The sequence below is a fragment of the Nocardiopsis baichengensis YIM 90130 genome, assembly GCF_000341205.1.
GTDB lineage: Bacteria > Actinomycetota > Actinomycetes > Streptosporangiales > Streptosporangiaceae > Nocardiopsis_A > Nocardiopsis_A halophila.
In genome coordinates, this window is sequence record NZ_ANAS01000020.1 from 46,458 (window position 1) to 62,558 (window position 16,101).

Here is a 16,101-nt window from a genome sequence, read left to right on the forward strand (position 1 = left end):
CGGGCGGCGGTGGTCAGGAGGACGGCGTCTCGTCGAGCTCGACCGAGTACTCGAGGTTGCCGTCCTGGACCCCGGTGACCGTGACCGTGGCGTCATAGGTCTGTTCACCGGCGGTCACCTCGCACTCGATCGCCGCACCGTCCTCGGCGTCGAGACTGCCGCCCGGGCACTCCACCGAGTCGGGGACGCGGCCGAGCTCGGACTCCAGCTGCGAGGCGATCTCCTCCTCCAGGCGCTCACCGTCGATGGCGCCCTCGCATCCCGTGGCGGCGAACGCCGCCGCCAGGGCGGTGCCGGCCAGGACCGGGGCGAGCCGTCGACCGGACCGTCGGTGAGGCCTCTGCGACCTCTGCGACCTCTGCGGCAGGGGTGCCGTCATCCTCATCGCTCCTTCGGGCGTCGTGGCCGCCGTCTCTGGGAACGAGCCTACGTCGGACGGCGGTGAACGCCAGGGGGCGGGGCCGGGGCCTCCCGGGGCCGGCGGTGAACCGGGTCCGGGAGGCCGACACGCCGTTCAGGCACTCGGGAGGGCGCCTCGGTCGTCGCCGGCGCGCCCGGCGGCATCCTTAGTAGCCGTACCCGTCGTACCCGCCGCCGCCCATGCCGCCGTCGTCGTACCCGTCGTACCCGTCGTAGCCGTGCCCCATGAGCAGCGTCTCCGCGGCGCCGACGCGGTAGCCGTCGTATCCGTCGTAGCCGTCGCCGCTGCCTGCGGCCGAGGCGGGCCCGGCCGAGGCGGCGATGGCGGCTCCGGCGGCGGCGGTGACGGCGGCCGCGGCGAGCGTGCGCGTGAGTGACATGATCGAGCCTTCCTTTGCGTGATCAATCCGTGACTGACGGTGACCAGCCTAGGCGGGTCGAGCGCCGATCACCAGCACGTCAGGCCGGGTAGCAGTGCACTTCGGCCGCCTTGACCGACGCCCACACCCGGGCGCCCGGCGCCAGGTCCAGCTCGGCCAGCGCCGCCGGGGTGACGTCGGCGCCCACCTCCAGGGCGCCGCCCAGCCGGACCCGCACCTGGTCGCCGAAGCGCTCGACCCCCGTCACCTCCAGAGGCCACACATTGCGCGGGGTGCCCGACGGCGGGTCGGGGTACAGGGCGACCGCGCGCGGGGGGAAGGCCGCGAAGACCGGGCCCGCGCCCGGGGACGGCGCCTCGATCCGGGCACCGCCCGGTACCTGCACCGTCGTCCCCTCCTGGTGCCCCCGGTACAGGTTGAGCCCGACCAGGCGGGCCACGTACTCGGTGCGCGGGCGCAGGGCGACCTCCGCCGGAGGGCCGTCCTGCACCACCGCGCCCTCCTCCAGCACGGTGATGCGGTCGGCGAGCACCATCGCCTCCAGCGGATCGTGGGTGACCAGCACGGTGGCGCCGTCGAAGGCGTGCAGGCGGGCCCGCAGGCCGGCGCGGACCTCCTCGCGGGTGTGGGCGTCCAGGGCCGACAGCGGCTCGTCGAGCAGCAGCAGGCGCGGTCCCGCCGCCAGCGCCCGGGCCAGCGCCACGCGCTGGGCCTGGCCGCCGGAGAGCGCCCCCGGCCGGGACCGGGCGCGGTCGGCGAGTCCCATCTCCTCCAGCAGCCCGGCGGCGCGGGCGCGCGCGGCGGCCTTGGACTCGCCCCGGCAGCGCGGGCCGAAGGCCACGTTGTCCAGCGCGGACATGTGGCGGAAGAGCAGGTAGTCCTGGAACACCACCCCGATGGGGCGCCGCTCGGGCGGCAGCGCGGTGATGTCGCGCCCCTCCAGCACCACCGAGCCGCCGGCCAGGGGCTGGAGCCCGGCCAGGGCGCGCAGGGCCGTCGACTTGCCCGCCCCGTTCGGCCCCAGCAGCGCCACCACCTCGCCGCGGTCGGCGGTGATGGAGGCGTCCAGCAGGAAGCCGCCCCGCTGCGCCCGCATCCGGGCCTGCAGCGCGCTCACGCCGTCGTCCACCGGTCGCGCAGGGCCGCCAGCACGGCGACCGAGACCAGGAGCAGGATCAGGCTGAGCACCACGGCGGCCTCCGGGCTCTGCTGCATCGCCAGGTAGACGGCGAGCGGCATGGTCTGCGTGCGGCCGGGCAGGTTCCCGGCGAAGGTGATCGTGGCGCCGAACTCGCCGAGCGCCCGGGCCCAGGCCAGCACCGCGCCGGCCAGCACCCCCGGGGCGGCCATGGGCAGGGTGATGCGGCGGAACGCGGTCCAGCGGGTGGCGCCCAGCGTGGCGGCGGCCTCCTCGTAGCGGCGGTCGGCCCCGCGCAGCGCGCCCTCCACGCTGATCACCAGGAACGGCATGGCCACGAACACCTGGGCGACGACCACCGCGGCGGGGGTGAAGGGCAGCGAGAGGCCGGACCATTCGTACAGGTGCCGTCCGAGGAGCCCGTTGCGGCCCAGCACCAGTAGCAGCGCGACGCCGCCGACCACCGGGGGGATCACGAGGGGGACGGCGACCAGGGCGCGCACGGCCCGGCGCCCGGGGAACTCGGTGCGGGCCAGCAGCCACGCCAGCGGAACCCCGAGCAGGAGGGAAACGGCCGTGGCGGCGGTGGCGGTGGACAGCGACAGCCACAGGGCGCCCCGTACCCCGGGTGAGGCGGCGAGGGGGACGAGGTCGCCCCAGGGCGCGCCGATGAGCAGCCCGGCGAAGGGCAGGACGAGGAACCCGAGCCCGAGCAGCGCGGGGACCACCAGGAGCCAGGGAATCCGCCCGCGCGGGGGCCGGGCCTTCCTCCCGCCGCTCAGCACGCCCGCTCCGCCCCGGCACCCCGCGTTGATCTCGGGGAAGTCGGCCTTGAAAGGGCGCTCTCAAGGCCGACTTCCCCGAGATCAACGCGGGGTCGGCCGCCCGCCCCGCCTCCCGGGCTGAAGCCGGCGTCGGCCAGCGCCCGCCGCCCCTGGTCGGACAGGACCAGGTCGACCCACTCCTGCGCCGCCTCGGGGGCCTGGGCCCCCTTCACGACCGTGATCGGGTAGTCGTTGGCGGCCTCCTCGGCGCCGTCGACGTCGATGCCCTCGACGTCGCCCCCGGCCGACCGCACGTCGGTCGCATAGACCAGCGCCGCGTCCGCCTCGCCGAGGCGGGCCCGGGTCAGGGCCGCCTTGACGTCCTCCTCCTCGGACGCACCCGCCACCCGCACCCCGTGAGCGTCCAGCAGGTCCCGGGCGGCCGCGCCGCACGGGACCTCCGGGGCGCACAGGGCGACCCGGACGTTCGGGCCGGACAGGTCCTCCAGGCCGGTGATCCCGGCCGGGTTGCCCGGGGGGACCGCGATCCGCAGCTCGTTGCGGGCGAACACCCGCGCCTGGCCCCGGGCCGCCCCCGCGTCGGCGACGTCGTCCATCGTTCGGGTGTCGGCCGAGGCGAACACGTCCGCGGGCGCGCCGTCGGCGATCTGCAGGGCCAGGTCGGAGCTGCCGGCGAAGGAGAAGTCGACCGGCACGCCCGTCTCGGCCTCGAACTCCTCGCCCAGCCCGGTGAAGACCTCGGTCAGCGAGGCCGCGGCGAACACGGTCAGCCGGTCCCCGCCCGAGGCGCCGCCCGCGCACCCCGCGGCGGCCAGTAGCAGGGCCCCGGCCGCCGCGGCCGCGCGCCGCCCCCGCCGGCGAACGGCCGGCTCAGTCATGGCGCGCTCCCCGGTCGGCCCCGCTCTCCACGATCACGTTGGTCGACTTCACCACCGCGGTGGCCACCGCCCCGGGCTCCAGGCCCAGCTCGTCGGCGGCCTCCCGGCTCATCAGCGACACCAGCCGGTGCGGCCCCGCCTGGATCTCCACCTGCGCCATCACGTCCCCGCGCCGCACGCCGGTCACCAGCCCGCGCAGCCGGTTGCGGGCCGAGGAGCGGCCCAGGCCGGGGTCGGCGTCGGGGGAGCGGAGGAAGGCGGCCAGCGCGGCGCCGTCGACCAGGCGGCGGCCGGCGGCGTCGCGCTCGGCGGGCAGCCGCCCCGAGTCGACCCAGCGGCGGACGGTGTCCGGGCTGACCCCGGCGAGCTCGGCGACCTCGCTGATCCGGAACGTCGGCATGTCCGGCACACTACAGCTCGCATCTGCGATGAGAAAGGGGGATTCATCCAGCAGATGCGAGGGGGTGGGCCGGGCGGTTCGGAGGATCCTCTGAACCTCGGGGCGTGCTGCCACTACCCCTCTCCACGTGGCAGCGCCATGGCGCACCCCGGCCGCGCGACCATAGGTTCCATGGTGAGGGGCGGATACGACGGCGGGAGGCCGGGAGCGATGGCGAGCGGAGATGCGGCCGCGGCCGCACGCGCCCTTCGGCCGGGATGGGCCGAGCGGCTCCTCGCCCTGCTGCACCTGCTCACCTCGCTGGTGCTGTCGGTGCTGTACCTGGTCCCCGGCGCGCTCCTGCTGGTCGCCGCGACCGCCGTGTCGTTCGAGACCTACTACTTCCTCGCCGGCACCCCCTACGGCGCCCAGGGGCCGATGGACGTCGCCCGCCAGGCCGGCCTGGTCGCCGGGCTGGCCGTGCTGGGCATGCTGACCGCCCGCCTGTGCTGCGCCCTGCAGCGGCGCTGGCTCGGCGACGCCTTCGGGGTCGTCGAGACCCGCCCGCCCGACCCCGACGTCCCCTCCTCCCGCCCCGGCCGCGTGCTGAACCACCTGTTCGGCGCCGAGGCCTGGGGCAACCTGCTCTACTGCACGGTCGCCGGCCTCCAGGGGCTGCTGGCCGGCGGCCTGGTGCTGGCCCTGGTGGCCTTCGGCATCGGCGGCGCCGCGGCCGCCCTCATCGTGGCCGGCTTCGTCGCCCTCGGCGGCCAGGCCTACCTGGGCGAGCTGTCGGTCAACCTCGCCATCGCCGCGCTCGGCGTGCCGCTGGCCCTGTGGCTGGCGCCGTTCGCGGTGCGCCTGGAGTACGCGGTCGCCCGCACGATGCTCTTCGACGCCCCCGAGGTGCGGGTGCGCCGCCGCCTCATGCACGTCCAGGACAGCAGGTCCCGGATGGTGGACGCGGCCGAGGCCGAGCGCCGCCGGATCGAGCGCGACCTGCACGACGGCGCCCAGCAGCGGCTGCTCGCGGTCACCCTCACCCTCAGCCGGGCCCGTTCCCGCTTCGACCGCGACCCCGAGGGCGCCCGCGGGCTGCTGGAGGAGGCGCAGGCCGAGGCGAAGGAGGTCATGGAGGAGCTGCGGGAGGTCGCCCGCGGCCTGCACCCCCGGGTGCTCACCGACCACGGGCTGGAGGCGGCCCTGCCGGTGGCCGCCGGGCGCGCGCCGGTGCCGGTCAAGGTCGACGTGGACCTGGACGGGCGCCCGTCGCCGCGCGCCGAGGGCGTGGCCTACTACGTCGCCAGCGAGGCGCTCACCAACGTCGCCAAGCACGCCCGCGCCACCGCGGCGCGGATCACCGTCCGCCGGGTCCCCGGCCGCGGCGGCGACCTGCTGCGGATCAGCGTGGGCGACGACGGGGTCGGAGGCGCCGACCCCGAGGGCGGCACCGGGCTGTACGGACTGTGGGACCGGGTGGACGCCGTGGACGGGCGCCTGCACATCGCCGGCCCCGAGGGCGGAGGGACCGTCCTGACCGCGGAGATCCCATGGGAGGCATAGCGATGCGGGTGATCATCGCCGAGGACTCGGTGCTGCTGCGCAGCGGCATGGCCCGGCTCCTGGAGGACGAGGGGGTGGAGGTGCTCGCCCAGGCGGGCGACGCCGAGGCGCTGATGCGGGCCGTCGCCGCCCACCCGGAGGCCGACCTGTGCCTGGTCGACATCCGCATGCCCCCCGGCTACTCCGAGGAGGGCATGGACGCGGCCATCCGCATCCGCAGCGAGCACCCGGGGGTGGCGGTGCTGCTGCTCTCCCAGCACGTGGTGAGCCGCTACGCCGGAGAGCTCCTCGGCGGCGGCGCGTCGAAGGTGGGGTACCTGCTCAAGGACCGGGTCGCCGACATCGACGAGTTCATGGAGGCGCTGCGGCGGGTCGCCGGCGGCGGTGCGGCCATCGACCCCGAGGTCGTCTCCCAGCTGCTCAGCCGGCGCGCCGACAGCTCCCTGGAGCGGCTCAGCCCGCGCGAGGGGGAGGTGCTGGCGGCGATGGCCGAAGGGCTGAACAACGCCGGCATCGCCGAGCGCCTGGTGATCACCGAGCGGGCGGTGGAGAAGCACATCCGCTCCATCTTCACCAAGCTCGACCTGGGCCAGGACGACCACGACCACCGGCGCGTGCGCGCCGTACTGGAGTACCTCCGCGGCGTGGAGGCCGCGGCCCCCGAAGGGAGGAAGCCATGACGTTCAATGCGCGGGGCCTCTACGCCTCGTCGAGCAAGGTCCCGCGGCAGCGGAGGTTCCGCTGGATGTGGCTGGGGATCGTGGCGGCGGTCGCCGCCGTGCTCTTCGGCGCGGCGGTGGCGCTGGGCGCGGTCCCGGTCGGCAGCGAGGAGCGCGCCCCCCAGAGCTTCGAGGGCGCCGAGCGGGTGGTGGTCGAGAACCGGACGCCGGGCGGGGTGACGGTCACCGGGGCGGAGACCGGGGCGGTGGAGGTCCGCACCGAGCTGCGGCGGTCCCTGCTGTTCGAGCCGGAGGAGAGCCTGGACGAGCGGGGCGGGGTGGTCCGCGCCGAGGCCGGGTGCCGGGCCGCACTGATGTCGGTGTGCGCGGTCGACTACGAGGTGACGGTCCCCCTGGGCACCGAGGTCGAGGTGCGCACCGCCTCCGGCGAGGTCGAGGTGGTCGGCGTCGACGGCGCGGTGCGGGCCGAGTCGGTGTCCGGCCCGATCGAGGTCGAGGACCTGGGCGGCGGCGCGGTCCTGGAGACGGTCTCCGGGATGATCGAGGTGGACGGGGCGGACGGGTCGGTGGAGGCCCGCTCGGTCTCCGGCGAGATGGAGATGGAGGGCCTGGACGTCGACCGGCTGTCCGCCGAGAGCACCTCGGGCGTGATCGAGGTCGAGGGCGCGTTCTCCGCGGCGGAGCTGGAGAGCACCTCCGGCATGGTCGAGGTCCTCACGCGCGAGCGCTTCGACTCGCTGCGCGCCGAGACCACCTCCGGGGAGGTCGAGCTGACGGTCCCTGACGGCGCCTACGACGTGCAGGCCGAGTCCACCAGTGGCGCCGTCGACGTCGGGGTCGAGGACGACGGCGGCTCGGACAGCAGCATCCGGGCCTCTTCCACCAGCGGCGCGGTCGAGGTCCGCTCCGACGACTGAGGCCCGTCGGCGCCGGGCGGGGCCGCCCCGGCCCCGCGATCAGCGCCGCCGCGGCTTCCGCGGTGCGGCCGATGGCCTACCCTCCCCTTCAGGTGCGGGGCCCACGCCCCGTGCGGACGGCCGGGGACGACCGGCCGCCGACCACCACCGAGCGAGGACGGGAAAGCGCGCCATGGAGGGAACCTCCTTCGAGGATGTCGTGTCCGAGGTCTTCTCGACCCAGACGGCGCCGCCGTGGTGGCTCGTCGTCGCCACCGGGGTGGTCGCACTGGCGCTGGTGTCCACCTCAGGGCCCTGGCGACTGGCGCGCAACGCGGTGACCATCGCCCACGAGGGCGGGCACGCGCTGGTGGCGCTGCTCAGCGGGCGCCGGCTCACCGGGATCCGGCTGCACTCGGACACCTCGGGGGTCACCGTCTCCCGGGGCCGGCCGGAGGGGATCGGGATGGTCCTCACCGTGTTCGCCGGCTACGTCACCCCGTCGCTGGTCGGCCTGATCGGGGTGGTGTTCCTGCTGGGCAACCGCATCACCGCGCTGCTGTGGCTCTCGGTGCTGGTGCTGGCGGCCCTGCTGGTGATGATCCGCAACCTGTACGGCGTGGTGTCGGTGGTGGGGACGGGCGCCCTGGTGTTCGGCGTCTCCTGGTTTACCCCCGCCGAGGTGCAGGCCGGCTTCGCCTACTTCTTCACCTGGTTCATGCTGGTCGCCGGGGTGCGGCCGGTGCTGGAGCTGCAGTCCCAGCGGCGGCGCCAGCCCTCCCCGCACTCCGACGCCGACCAGCTGCACCGGCTCACCGGGATGCCCGGAACCGCGTGGGTCGTGGTGTTCGGCGCGGTCAACCTCTGTGTCCTGGCGCTGGGCGTGTGGCTGCTGTGGACCTCTGCGGGCCACGCGGCGTGAGGGACGGGGCCGGGGCCGGTGTGGCCGGAACCGGCCACACCGGGCACACCGGCCGGCGGACTCAGGGGCTGGGCGCGTTGAGCGGGGCGGCCAGCGCCGCGGCGACGTCGGGCATGACCGGCACCCGGGTGTCGATCGCGGTGACCCGCAGGATCTGGGCGACGCGCTCGTTCGGCGCGGCGACCATCACCGCCGCGTAGTGCTCCTTGGCCAGCTTGTGGGCCTGGATGAGCACGCGCAGCCCGCTGGAGTCGATGAAGTCGAGGCGGGAGAAGTCGAGCACCACCCGTCCGTGCGGCATGGACTCGACGGCCTCGCGCGCGGCGGTGTGGAACCGCCGCTCGGTGGCCAGGTCGACCTCGCCCTCGAAGGTGAGGACCAGGCCCTCGTCGTGGGCGTGGCTGGTGATCGTCAGGGCGGGCATGGCGGCTCCGGGAGTTCCGGGTCGGGCGCCCTCGGCGCCCCCGGCCCGGGCAGCGGTCCGCGGGGCGCCCTGCTCCGGGCGGGCGCCGAACGCGTGTGCTCGCGCGTGAGCGGGCGCATGGTCGCGGCGGGACTGCTGACTCATCGTGATGGCTCTACCCCTCATGCCGGGCCCCTGGCGGGACCGGCATCTGCGTGGTCTTCGTCGTCGGCGATCGCTCGACTCCGGGGCGGGCGGCCGGGTTGCGGGTGGCCGGGCCGGACGCGGCGGCCTGCGGGGCGACCCGTGGGCTGGAACTCTCACACGCCCGCTGGATGCTAAGGAGCTTAGAACAAGCCTCCGCCCCGGACGATACCACACGGCTGTGGCCTATTCGTGACATGAGTGAAGCGCGAGCGTGCTCATGAACGGGGTGCGGTGTTAGCCTCACCACACCAAGCAACTGCTTGCTTCATGGGGAGGCGTCCCGGCATGGCCATCGAGTTCACCAAGGCGACCGCGCGCGTCGGCGCCTACGTCACCGGCCTGGACCTGAGCCAGGACCTGTCCGGCGAAGAGGTCGGCACCGTCCACCGCGGCCTGCTCGACCACGGAGTGCTCTTCTTCCGAGGCCAGGACATCACCGACGAGCAGCACGTCCGCTTCGCGCTCCGGTTCGGCGAGCGCAACACGCCGCCGATGAAGGCCGCGGAGCCCTCCGGCGACCCGGTCGCCGACGCGATGCACGTGCTGAACCAGACCAGTCCCAAGGGCGAGGGCGGCGACAGCTGGCACGCCGACAACACCTTCATGCCGAACCCGCCGCACGCATCGATCCTGCGCGCCGTCGTGCTGCCCGAGGTCGGCGGCGACACCCTGTGGGCCAGCGCCTGCGCCGCCTACGACGGCCTCTCGCCCCAGGTCCGCACGCTCGCCGACTCCCTGACCGCCGTGCACGACATCACCCCGGGCGTCCGCAAGGCCGTGTCCAAGGGCCACCCGCTCGACCTCGCCGACCTGCAGCGCCGCTTCCCGCCGCGGGAGCACCCCGTGGTGCGCGTGCACCCCGAGACCGGCCGCCGGCTGCTGTACGTGCACCGCAGCTCGGTCACCCGGATCACCGGCCTGGACGAGTGGGAGAACGAGGCGCTCCTGCCGATGCTGTGCGACCGGATCCGCCGCCCCGAGTACCAGGTCCGGCTGCACTGGGAGGTGGGCACCATCGCCTTCTGGGACAACCGTGCGGTGCAGCACTACGCGGTGCCCGACTACACCGAGCGGCGCGAGATGCACCGGGTCACGGTGGACTTCCCGAAGGGCTTCGAGGACTGAGCCGCGCGCCCGGCCCGTCGCACCGCAGCACCCAGGTGGCCGCCGACAGCGTCAGCGGCACCGCCACCGTCAGCGCCAGCGCCGGGATGGCGATCCCCGAGTCGTTGGCGGCGAAGCCCACCAGCGCCGTCACCAGTGACCCGGTCAGTCCGGCGCGCAGCGTGGGCGCGCGCTCGTAGGCCCGCTGCAGCACCCCCATCCGCCAGTCGGTCGGCTTGTTGAGCACCGCGAACAGGAAGAGCAGCGCACAGCCGGCCAGCAGCGTCAGCTGCCAGTTGCCCAGGGTGCCCAGCATCGCGGTCAGCTTGCGGGCCACCACCGGCCACGCGCCGCCCTCCAGCACCTGGGAGGCGAACAGCCCGAAGTGGCTGCGCTGCGAGGGCGGGCGCAGGTAGTCCCAGTAGGCGATCGCCGCCAGCACGGCGGCTCCGGCCGCGCAGACCAGCACCATCCGGGTGATCGTCACCGTGCGCCCGGCGATCATCAGGACCGTCACCGCCAGCCCCGGCACCAGGGCGAACAGCCCGCCGAAGTCGGTGCCCAGCCCCGGCCAGCCGACCACCAGCGCGGTCGCGCCCCCGATGGCCAGGGCGACGGCCACCGCCGCCCGGCGGTGCCCGGCCGCGATCAGGTAGTGGGCGAGTCCCGCGACCGTCATCAGCATGCCGGTGGCGAAGGTCGCGAAGGCGATGTTGCCGAGGCCGTAGAAGCGCCCGGCCACGATGGGCGTGTACCCCATGGGCGAGTTCATCTGCAGGGTCGCGCCGGTGCACATGTCGGTGAACAGCACCGCGGTGGTGATCCCGGCGACCACCGTCATCGGCCCCAGGATGTCCCGGCGCCAGGGGCCGGCCAGCGCCGCGGTGACGATGAGCGCCGCGAACAGCAGCACGCACAGCGGCAGCGCCGCCTCCGGGGCGGGAAAGGACCACCAGGGCACCAGGTTGGCCAGGTAGCTGGCGACCGGGACCGCCGCCCCGCCCAGCGCCACCGCCCGGGTCGCCGCCAGCACGGTCGCGCGCTTGTCCCGGTCGCGCTCGCCGTAGCGGTGCACCGCGTAGGCGGCCGCGGCGTAGATGAGCAGCTGTAGGGCGACCAGCAGGCTGAAGAACCCGGCCATCAGCGACCCCACCACGTTGGCCGCGGTGTTGAACTCGGCGAGCTCGTCCACGGCGGCCTCCAGCTCGCCGGGGCGCTCGACGGAGGCCCAGGTCCGCCCGACCATGGCGGGCGGCGGGGTGAGCCCCATCGAGCGCAGGACGGTGGGGCTGGCGTCGGTGAGGGTGACCAGGCCGTCGCGCCGGGTGGACTCGGAGGTCAGGTAGCCCCCGCCGTACCCGTCGCCGGTGACGGGGCCGGGGCCGTGCAGCAGCGCCGCGTTGAGGTTGGACGGCCCGGCCTCCACCGACACCCCGGCCACCATCAGCGTCGCGTCCTCGGGGAGGGCGTCCACGACCTCGGCGAGCCGGTCGTCGATGGCCGAGAGCGCCTCCAGCCGGTCCTCGTGCTGCACCGGGTCGGGCTCGGGCTCGGCCTCCCCCTCCGGGGAGGCCGCGGGGCCGGAGGGGGAGGCCTCGGGGTCCACCGGCGGGTCGAGGTACAGGTCGGAGAGGCCGTCCAGGTCGACCACGGTCAGCCGGGCCTCGGCCATCTGCGACTCGGTGAGGGCGGCGGGGTTGGCCAGGTAGCGGTCGACGCGCCCGTCCTGGTCGGCGGCGGCCAGGGCGGCGCCGGGGCCGACCGCCAGGGTGCTGCCCCCGGCCTCGTGCACGGTGCTCCCGAGCAGGCCGACGCGGGCGGTGTAGGGCGATGCGGCGTTGACCGCCACGTGGTCGTCGTAGTCCTTGACGACCGCGCCCTCGCCGTCGCGCTCGGGGGGCACCGGGAGCTCGCAGATGGAGTGCCGCTGGCGCTCGCTGAACGCGCGCTGCCCGGCCGAGACGGTGAGCCACCCGTCGACGGGGCAGGTGCGGGAGGTGGCGGTGCGGATCGACATGTCCCCGATCGCGCTGCGGCCGGCCAGCGACCACAGCTCGGGCATGGTGTCCCGGTCGACCTCCTCCCACATGAGGCCCGGGATCCCGACGACCACGGCCGGGCCGCCCGAGGGGGGCTCCTGCGCGGCGGGCGCGGCCCGCGCCGGAGCGCCCGGAACGGCGGCGAGGACGGTGGCGGCCACGGCGAGTGCGGCGGCCAGGGCGGCGGCCGGAGCCGACACGGCATCCTCCTCGCTCCGGGGGCGTTCTGCTGCACACCGTAGCGGTCCGGGCACGCCCTATCCGGGTGTGCCACGCACCCTGTGGACGGAGGAGGCGGGACGGGAGCCCCTCACTCCTTGCGCAGGCCTTCGAAGGCGACCGCCGCCACCTGCGCCGCCAGGGCCTCGGGGTCCAGGCCGCCGCCGGGGCGGTACCACTCCACCAGGGAGTTCACCATGCCGAAGAGCAGCCGCCCCGCCACGTCGGGGTCGACGTCCGGGCGGATCGAGCCCTCGGCCATCCCCTCGCGCACCAGGTCGGCGACGAACCGGTCGAACTCGCGGCGCCGCTCCAGCGCCCGCCGCTCCACCGGGGTGTTGCCCCGCACCCGCAGCAGCAGCGTCACGTGCGGCAGCTCCTCGGCGAGCGCCAGCACGCTGCCGCGCAGCACGTGCTCCAGGCGGCCCAGGGCCGGCCCGCGCCGGGCCTCCGGTTCGCGGGTGACGGCGAACAGGGCGTCCAGCGCGCGGTCCAGCGACTGGCGCAGCAGCTCGGACTTGCCGGAGACGTGGTGGTAGATGGCGGACTTGGTCACGCCCAGCGCGCGGGCCAGGTCCTCCATGCTGGTGCCGTCGTACCCGCGCTCGTTGAACACCCGCACCGCCGTCCGCAGGACCGAGTCGGCGTCGTGGCCGGGACGTCCGGCGCGGCGGCGCGCGGGGGTGGCGGGGCCGGGGGGAGTGGAGCGGGACACAGAGGGTGAATCTACCCCGGCCGCGACCGTGCCCGTGCGCGCATCGCCGCTCGCGCCGCCAACGGTGTCCGACGTCACGGCCGCTCGTCGATCGTCCTGCGCACCTTGCCGGTGGACCGCTCCAGGGAGCCCGGGTCGAGCACCTCGACCGCGGCGCCCACCCCGGTGTGCTCGCGCACCGCCTCGGCCAGCGCGGCCCCGGCCCGGGCGCGCTCCTGCTCGGCGATGCCCGGCCGCGCCTCCACCCGCACCGTCATCTCGTCCAGCCGTCCCGGGCGCCGCAGCACCAGCTGGAAGTGCGGCGACAGTGCCGGGACGCGCAGCACCTGCTCCTCGACCTGGGTGGGGAAGAGGTTCACCCCGCGCAGCACGATCATGTCGTCGCTGCGCCCGCCGATCCGCTCCATGCGCCGGAACGCGGGCCGGGCGGTCCCCGGCAGCAGCCGGGACAGGTCCCGGGTGCGGTAGCGCACCACCGGCATGGCCTCCTTGGTGAGCGAGGTGAACACCAGCTCCCCCTCGCCGCCGTCGGGCACCGGCGCGCCGTCGACCGGGTCGACGGTCTCGGGCAGGAAGTGGTCCTCGAACACGTGCGGCCCGTCCTTGGACTCCACGCACTCGTTGGCCACCCCGGGCCCCATCACCTCCGAGAGCCCGTAGATGTCCACCGCGTGCAGGTCGAAGGCCTCCTCGATCTCGGCGCGCATGTCCTCGGTCCACGGCTCGGCGCCCAGGATCGCGGTGCGCATCGAGCTCGCCCGCGGGTCGATGCCCTGCTCGCGCATGGCGTCGGCGATGGTGAGCAGGTAGGAGGGGGTGACCATGATGGTCTCGGGCCGCAGGTCGTCGATGAGCTGCACCTGCCGCGCCGTCTGCCCGCCGGAGACGGGGATGACCGTGCACCCGAGCCGCTCGGCCCCGTAGTGCGCCCCCAGGCCGCCGGTGAACAGCCCGTAGCCGTAGGCCACGTGCACCTTCTCCCCGGGCCGCCCGCCGGAGGCGCGGATGCACCGGGCCACCAGGTCCGACCAGATGTCCAGGTCGCCGCGCGTGTACCCGGCCACCGTGGCCCGCCCGGTGGTGCCGCTGGAGGCGTGCAGCCGCAGCACCCGGTCGTGCGGCACGGCCAGCGCCCCGTACGGGTAGGCGTCGCGCAGGTCCTGCTTGGTGGTGAAGGGGAAGCGCCGCAGGTCCGACAGTGAGTCCAGGTCGTCCGGGTGCACCCCGGCGGCCTCGCACTTGCGCCGGTAGAAGGGCTGGTGGGCGTAGGCGTGGGCGAGGGTCCAGCGCAGCCGCTTGAGCTGGTGCTCCTCCAGCATCCCGCGGTCGGCGCGCTCCATGGGGTCGAGCATCCCGGGGCCGGGGGCGGGTCCGAGGCGCCTGCCGCCGGCGGGGTGGGGGGACGGGTCGGTCACGGCGTCGTCCTTTCGGCTGGCGCACCCCGGCGGGGCGCGGGGACGGACCCTTGCGGCCTGAACGAACGGTCGGTTAGTAAGTACGGCATAGACAAGCACCACCGGCCGGGGCGCTGTCAAGGGGCCCGGCGGACATCGGTGCTGGAAAGCGCAGCAGGACGCGACGACGCGTAGGGAGAGGCCGCCCATGGACCCCAGCGAGCTCTACGAACGGCACCGCAAGACCCTGGAGGAGGCGGTCGGCGCGATCCGCGGACGGCACTTCTGGTCGCCCTACCCCGAATCCCCCAGCCCCAAGGTGTACGGGGAGGAGGCGGCGCCGGCCGGAAAGGCGGCCTTCGAGGCCTACCTGGGGCGGGACTTCCCGCTGGAGGGCCACCCCGGCACCGGGGACCGCGTGGTCACCGAGCGCTCCCCGTACGGGCTGGCGCTGGGCACGGGCTACCCCCGCGCCGGCGCCGACGCGCTGATCGCCGCCTCCGGGCAGGCCGCCGGGCCGTGGCGGGACGCCGGCCCGGACGCGCGCGCCGGGATCTGCCTGGAGATCCTCGACCGGATCAACAAGCGCAGCTTCGAGATGGCGCACGCCGTGCAGCACACCAGCGGCCAGGCCTTCGTCATGGCCTTCCAGGCCGGCGGCCCGCACGCCCAGGAGCGCGGGCTGGAGGCACTCGCCTACGGCCACGACATGACCACCGGCTACGCCGGCGCGGTGCGCTGGGAGAAGCCCCAGCGCAAGGGCGACCCGCTGGTGATGGAGAAGCGCTTCACCGCGGTCCCGCGGGGCACCGCCCTGCTCATCGGCTGCAACACCTTCCCCACCTGGAACGCCTACCCGGCGCTGTTCGCCAGCCTGGTCACCGGCAACACGGTCATCGTCAAGCCGCACCCGCGGGCGGTGCTGCCGCTGGCGATCACCGTGGCCGTCGCCCGCGAGGTGCTGGCCGAGTGCGGGCTGGACCCGAACGCGGTGCTGCTGGCCGCCGAGCGGGCCGAGGACCGGATCGCCGCCGACCTGGCGCTGCGGCCCGAGGTGCGGATCGTCGACTTCACCGGCTCCAGCGAGTTCGGCGAGTGGCTGGAGGAGAACGCCCGCCAGGCCGCGGTGTTCACCGAGAAGGCCGGGGTCAACTGCGTGGTGGTGGACTCCACCGACTCCTACGCGGGGATGCTGGGCAACCTGGCGTTCTCGCTGTCGCTGTACAGCGGGCAGATGTGCACCACCCCGCAGAACATCTTCGTGCCCGCCGCCGGGATCGACACCGACGAGGGCCGCAAGAGCGCCGAGCAGGTCGGCGAGGACCTGTCCGGCGCGCTCGGGCGCCTGCTGGGCGACCCGGCCAAGGCGGCGGGCGTGCTCGGCGCCATCGCCAACGAGGGCGTGATGGACCGGCTGGCCGGGGCCGAGGGGCTGGGTGAGCCGGTGCGGCGCTCGGAGGAGGTCGCCCACCCGGACTTCGCCGACGCCACCGTGCGCACCCCGGCCGTGGTCCGGGTGGAGGCCGACCGCGAGGAGGTGTTCGGCCGCGAGCACTTCGGCCCGGTCTCCTTCCTCGTGCCCACCTCCGGAACCGGGGAGTCGCTGCGGCTGCTGCGCCGGAGCGTGGAGCGCCGGGGCGCACTGACCGCCGCGGTCTACTCCACCTCCGAGGAGGTGCTGGCCGAGGCGGAGAAGGCCGCCCTGGACGCCGGGGTGAACCTGTCGGAGAACCTCACCGGGCAGGTGTTCGTCAACCAGTCGGCGGCCTTCAGCGACTACCACGGCAGCGGCGCCAACCGGGCGGCGACCGCCGCGCTGACCGACCCGGCGTTCGTCGCCGGCCGGTTCAGCTTCGTGCAGTCCCGGCGGCACGGCTGAGCAGTACGGCCGAACGGGGCCGCTCCGCGGCCGGAGAGGGCGGGGTCGCGCCGTTGACCCCGCCCTTCTCCGGGCGGTAATTTCTCACTGAACGTTCGGT

The 16,101-nt window shown here is 75.0% G+C and carries 16 protein-coding genes; 6 read left to right on the top strand and 10 right to left on the bottom strand.

Annotated elements, in window-relative coordinates; genetic code table 11:
- Positions 1-13: 13 nt before the first annotated feature.
- From C892_RS0116935 to C892_RS0116960, 6 genes are all read right to left on the bottom strand, one after another.
- A complete protein-coding gene (locus C892_RS0116935; protein WP_017558143.1) occupies positions 14-379 on the bottom strand; it encodes a DUF4333 domain-containing protein in 366 nt (121 codons plus the stop codon).
- Positions 380-566: 187 nt separating this feature from the next.
- Positions 567-800, bottom strand: a complete 234-nt coding sequence (locus C892_RS0116940) for a hypothetical protein (RefSeq protein WP_017538793.1) — start codon at positions 798-800, stop codon at positions 567-569.
- A 79-nt stretch (positions 801-879) separates the two neighbouring features.
- Positions 880-1,929, bottom strand: coding sequence for an ABC transporter ATP-binding protein (locus tag C892_RS0116945; protein WP_017538794.1), 1,050 nt, complete (start codon positions 1,927-1,929; stop codon positions 880-882).
- Positions 1,914-2,723, bottom strand: coding sequence for an ABC transporter permease (locus tag C892_RS0116950; protein ID WP_017558144.1), 810 nt, complete (start codon positions 2,721-2,723; stop codon positions 1,914-1,916). The genes C892_RS0116945 and C892_RS0116950 overlap by 16 nt, the downstream gene beginning before the upstream one ends.
- A complete protein-coding gene (gene modA, locus C892_RS0116955) occupies positions 2,717-3,601 on the bottom strand; it encodes a molybdate ABC transporter substrate-binding protein (RefSeq protein WP_017558145.1) in 885 nt (294 codons plus the stop codon). Before modA ends, C892_RS0116950 begins: the two co-directional genes overlap by 7 nt.
- Positions 3,594-4,001, bottom strand: a complete 408-nt coding sequence (locus tag C892_RS0116960; protein WP_026124432.1) for a TOBE domain-containing protein — start codon at positions 3,999-4,001, stop codon at positions 3,594-3,596. Before C892_RS0116960 ends, modA begins: the two co-directional genes overlap by 8 nt.
- A 210-nt stretch (positions 4,002-4,211) precedes the next feature.
- Here C892_RS0116960 and C892_RS0116965 point away from each other — a divergent pair, with 210 nt between their 5' ends.
- From C892_RS0116965 to C892_RS0116980, 4 genes are all read left to right on the top strand, one after another.
- Positions 4,212-5,543, top strand: a complete 1,332-nt coding sequence (locus C892_RS0116965; RefSeq protein WP_017538798.1) for a sensor histidine kinase — start codon at positions 4,212-4,214, stop codon at positions 5,541-5,543.
- Positions 5,544-5,545: 2 nt separating this feature from the next.
- Complete coding sequence (locus C892_RS0116970; RefSeq protein WP_017538799.1) at positions 5,546-6,223, top strand: response regulator transcription factor; 678 nt, start codon at positions 5,546-5,548, stop codon at positions 6,221-6,223.
- The gene (locus C892_RS0116975; protein ID WP_017558146.1) at positions 6,220-7,140 is read left to right on the top strand and encodes a DUF4097 family beta strand repeat-containing protein; all 921 of its coding nucleotides are present in this window, start codon (positions 6,220-6,222) and stop codon (positions 7,138-7,140) included. Before C892_RS0116970 ends, C892_RS0116975 begins: the two co-directional genes overlap by 4 nt.
- A gap of 172 nt (positions 7,141-7,312) precedes the next feature.
- Positions 7,313-8,041 carry a M50 family metallopeptidase gene (locus C892_RS0116980; protein WP_017558147.1) on the top strand — a complete coding sequence of 243 codons (729 nt, stop codon included), beginning with the start codon at positions 7,313-7,315 and terminating at the stop codon, positions 8,039-8,041.
- Between the two features lie 61 nt (positions 8,042-8,102).
- Here C892_RS0116980 and C892_RS0116985 read toward each other — a convergent pair whose 3' ends face one another.
- Positions 8,103-8,465, bottom strand: a complete 363-nt coding sequence (locus tag C892_RS0116985; protein WP_017538802.1) for an STAS domain-containing protein — start codon at positions 8,463-8,465, stop codon at positions 8,103-8,105.
- Between the two features lie 471 nt (positions 8,466-8,936).
- Between C892_RS0116985 and C892_RS0116990 the strand changes: the two genes are divergently transcribed.
- On the top strand, positions 8,937-9,776 hold the full coding sequence (locus tag C892_RS0116990; RefSeq protein WP_017558148.1) for a TauD/TfdA dioxygenase family protein: 840 nt from the start codon (positions 8,937-8,939) through the stop codon (positions 9,774-9,776).
- Here C892_RS0116990 and C892_RS0116995 read toward each other — a convergent pair.
- From C892_RS0116995 to C892_RS0117005, 3 genes are all read right to left on the bottom strand, one after another.
- On the bottom strand, positions 9,742-11,994 hold the full coding sequence (locus C892_RS0116995; protein ID WP_017558149.1) for a hypothetical protein: 2,253 nt from the start codon (positions 11,992-11,994) through the stop codon (positions 9,742-9,744). The two genes, C892_RS0116990 and C892_RS0116995, sit on opposite strands and share 35 nt — an antisense overlap.
- Positions 11,995-12,104: 110 nt before the next feature.
- Positions 12,105-12,728 (bottom strand): TetR/AcrR family transcriptional regulator, encoded by a 624-nt coding sequence (locus C892_RS0117000; RefSeq protein WP_017558150.1) that lies wholly within the window; start codon positions 12,726-12,728, stop codon positions 12,105-12,107.
- A gap of 74 nt (positions 12,729-12,802) precedes the next feature.
- Positions 12,803-14,143, bottom strand: a complete 1,341-nt coding sequence (locus C892_RS0117005) for a phenylacetate--CoA ligase family protein (RefSeq protein ID WP_017558151.1) — start codon at positions 14,141-14,143, stop codon at positions 12,803-12,805.
- Positions 14,144-14,330: 187 nt separating this feature from the next.
- On the opposite strand from C892_RS0117005, the gene paaN reads away from it, so the two are divergent.
- Positions 14,331-16,001, top strand: coding sequence for a phenylacetic acid degradation protein PaaN (gene paaN / locus C892_RS0117010; protein ID WP_017558152.1), 1,671 nt, complete (start codon positions 14,331-14,333; stop codon positions 15,999-16,001).
- The last annotated feature ends 100 nt before the right edge of the window (positions 16,002-16,101 follow it).

Excerpts from the sequence above, each read along its gene's own strand:
- C892_RS0116935 (WP_017558143.1), bottom strand. The coding sequence starts at position 379 with ATGACGGCACCCCTGCCGCAGAGGTCGCAGAGGTCGCAGAGGCCTCAC.
- C892_RS0116940 (WP_017538793.1), bottom strand. The coding sequence starts at position 800 with ATGTCACTCACGCGCACGCTCGCCGCGGCCGCCGTCACCGCCGCCGCC.
- modA (WP_017558145.1), bottom strand. The coding sequence starts at position 3,601 with ATGACTGAGCCGGCCGTTCGCCGGCGGGGGCGGCGCGCGGCCGCGGCG.
- C892_RS0116960 (WP_026124432.1), bottom strand. The coding sequence starts at position 4,001 with ATGCCGACGTTCCGGATCAGCGAGGTCGCCGAGCTCGCCGGGGTCAGC.
- C892_RS0116965 (WP_017538798.1), top strand. The coding sequence starts at position 4,212 with ATGGCGAGCGGAGATGCGGCCGCGGCCGCACGCGCCCTTCGGCCGGGA.
- C892_RS0116970 (WP_017538799.1), top strand. The coding sequence starts at position 5,546 with ATGCGGGTGATCATCGCCGAGGACTCGGTGCTGCTGCGCAGCGGCATG.
- C892_RS0116975 (WP_017558146.1), top strand. The coding sequence starts at position 6,220 with ATGACGTTCAATGCGCGGGGCCTCTACGCCTCGTCGAGCAAGGTCCCG.
- C892_RS0116980 (WP_017558147.1), top strand. The coding sequence starts at position 7,313 with ATGGAGGGAACCTCCTTCGAGGATGTCGTGTCCGAGGTCTTCTCGACC.
- C892_RS0116985 (WP_017538802.1), bottom strand. The coding sequence starts at position 8,465 with ATGCCCGCCCTGACGATCACCAGCCACGCCCACGACGAGGGCCTGGTC.
- C892_RS0116990 (WP_017558148.1), top strand. The coding sequence starts at position 8,937 with ATGGCCATCGAGTTCACCAAGGCGACCGCGCGCGTCGGCGCCTACGTC.
- paaN (WP_017558152.1), top strand. The coding sequence starts at position 14,331 with ATGGACCCCAGCGAGCTCTACGAACGGCACCGCAAGACCCTGGAGGAG.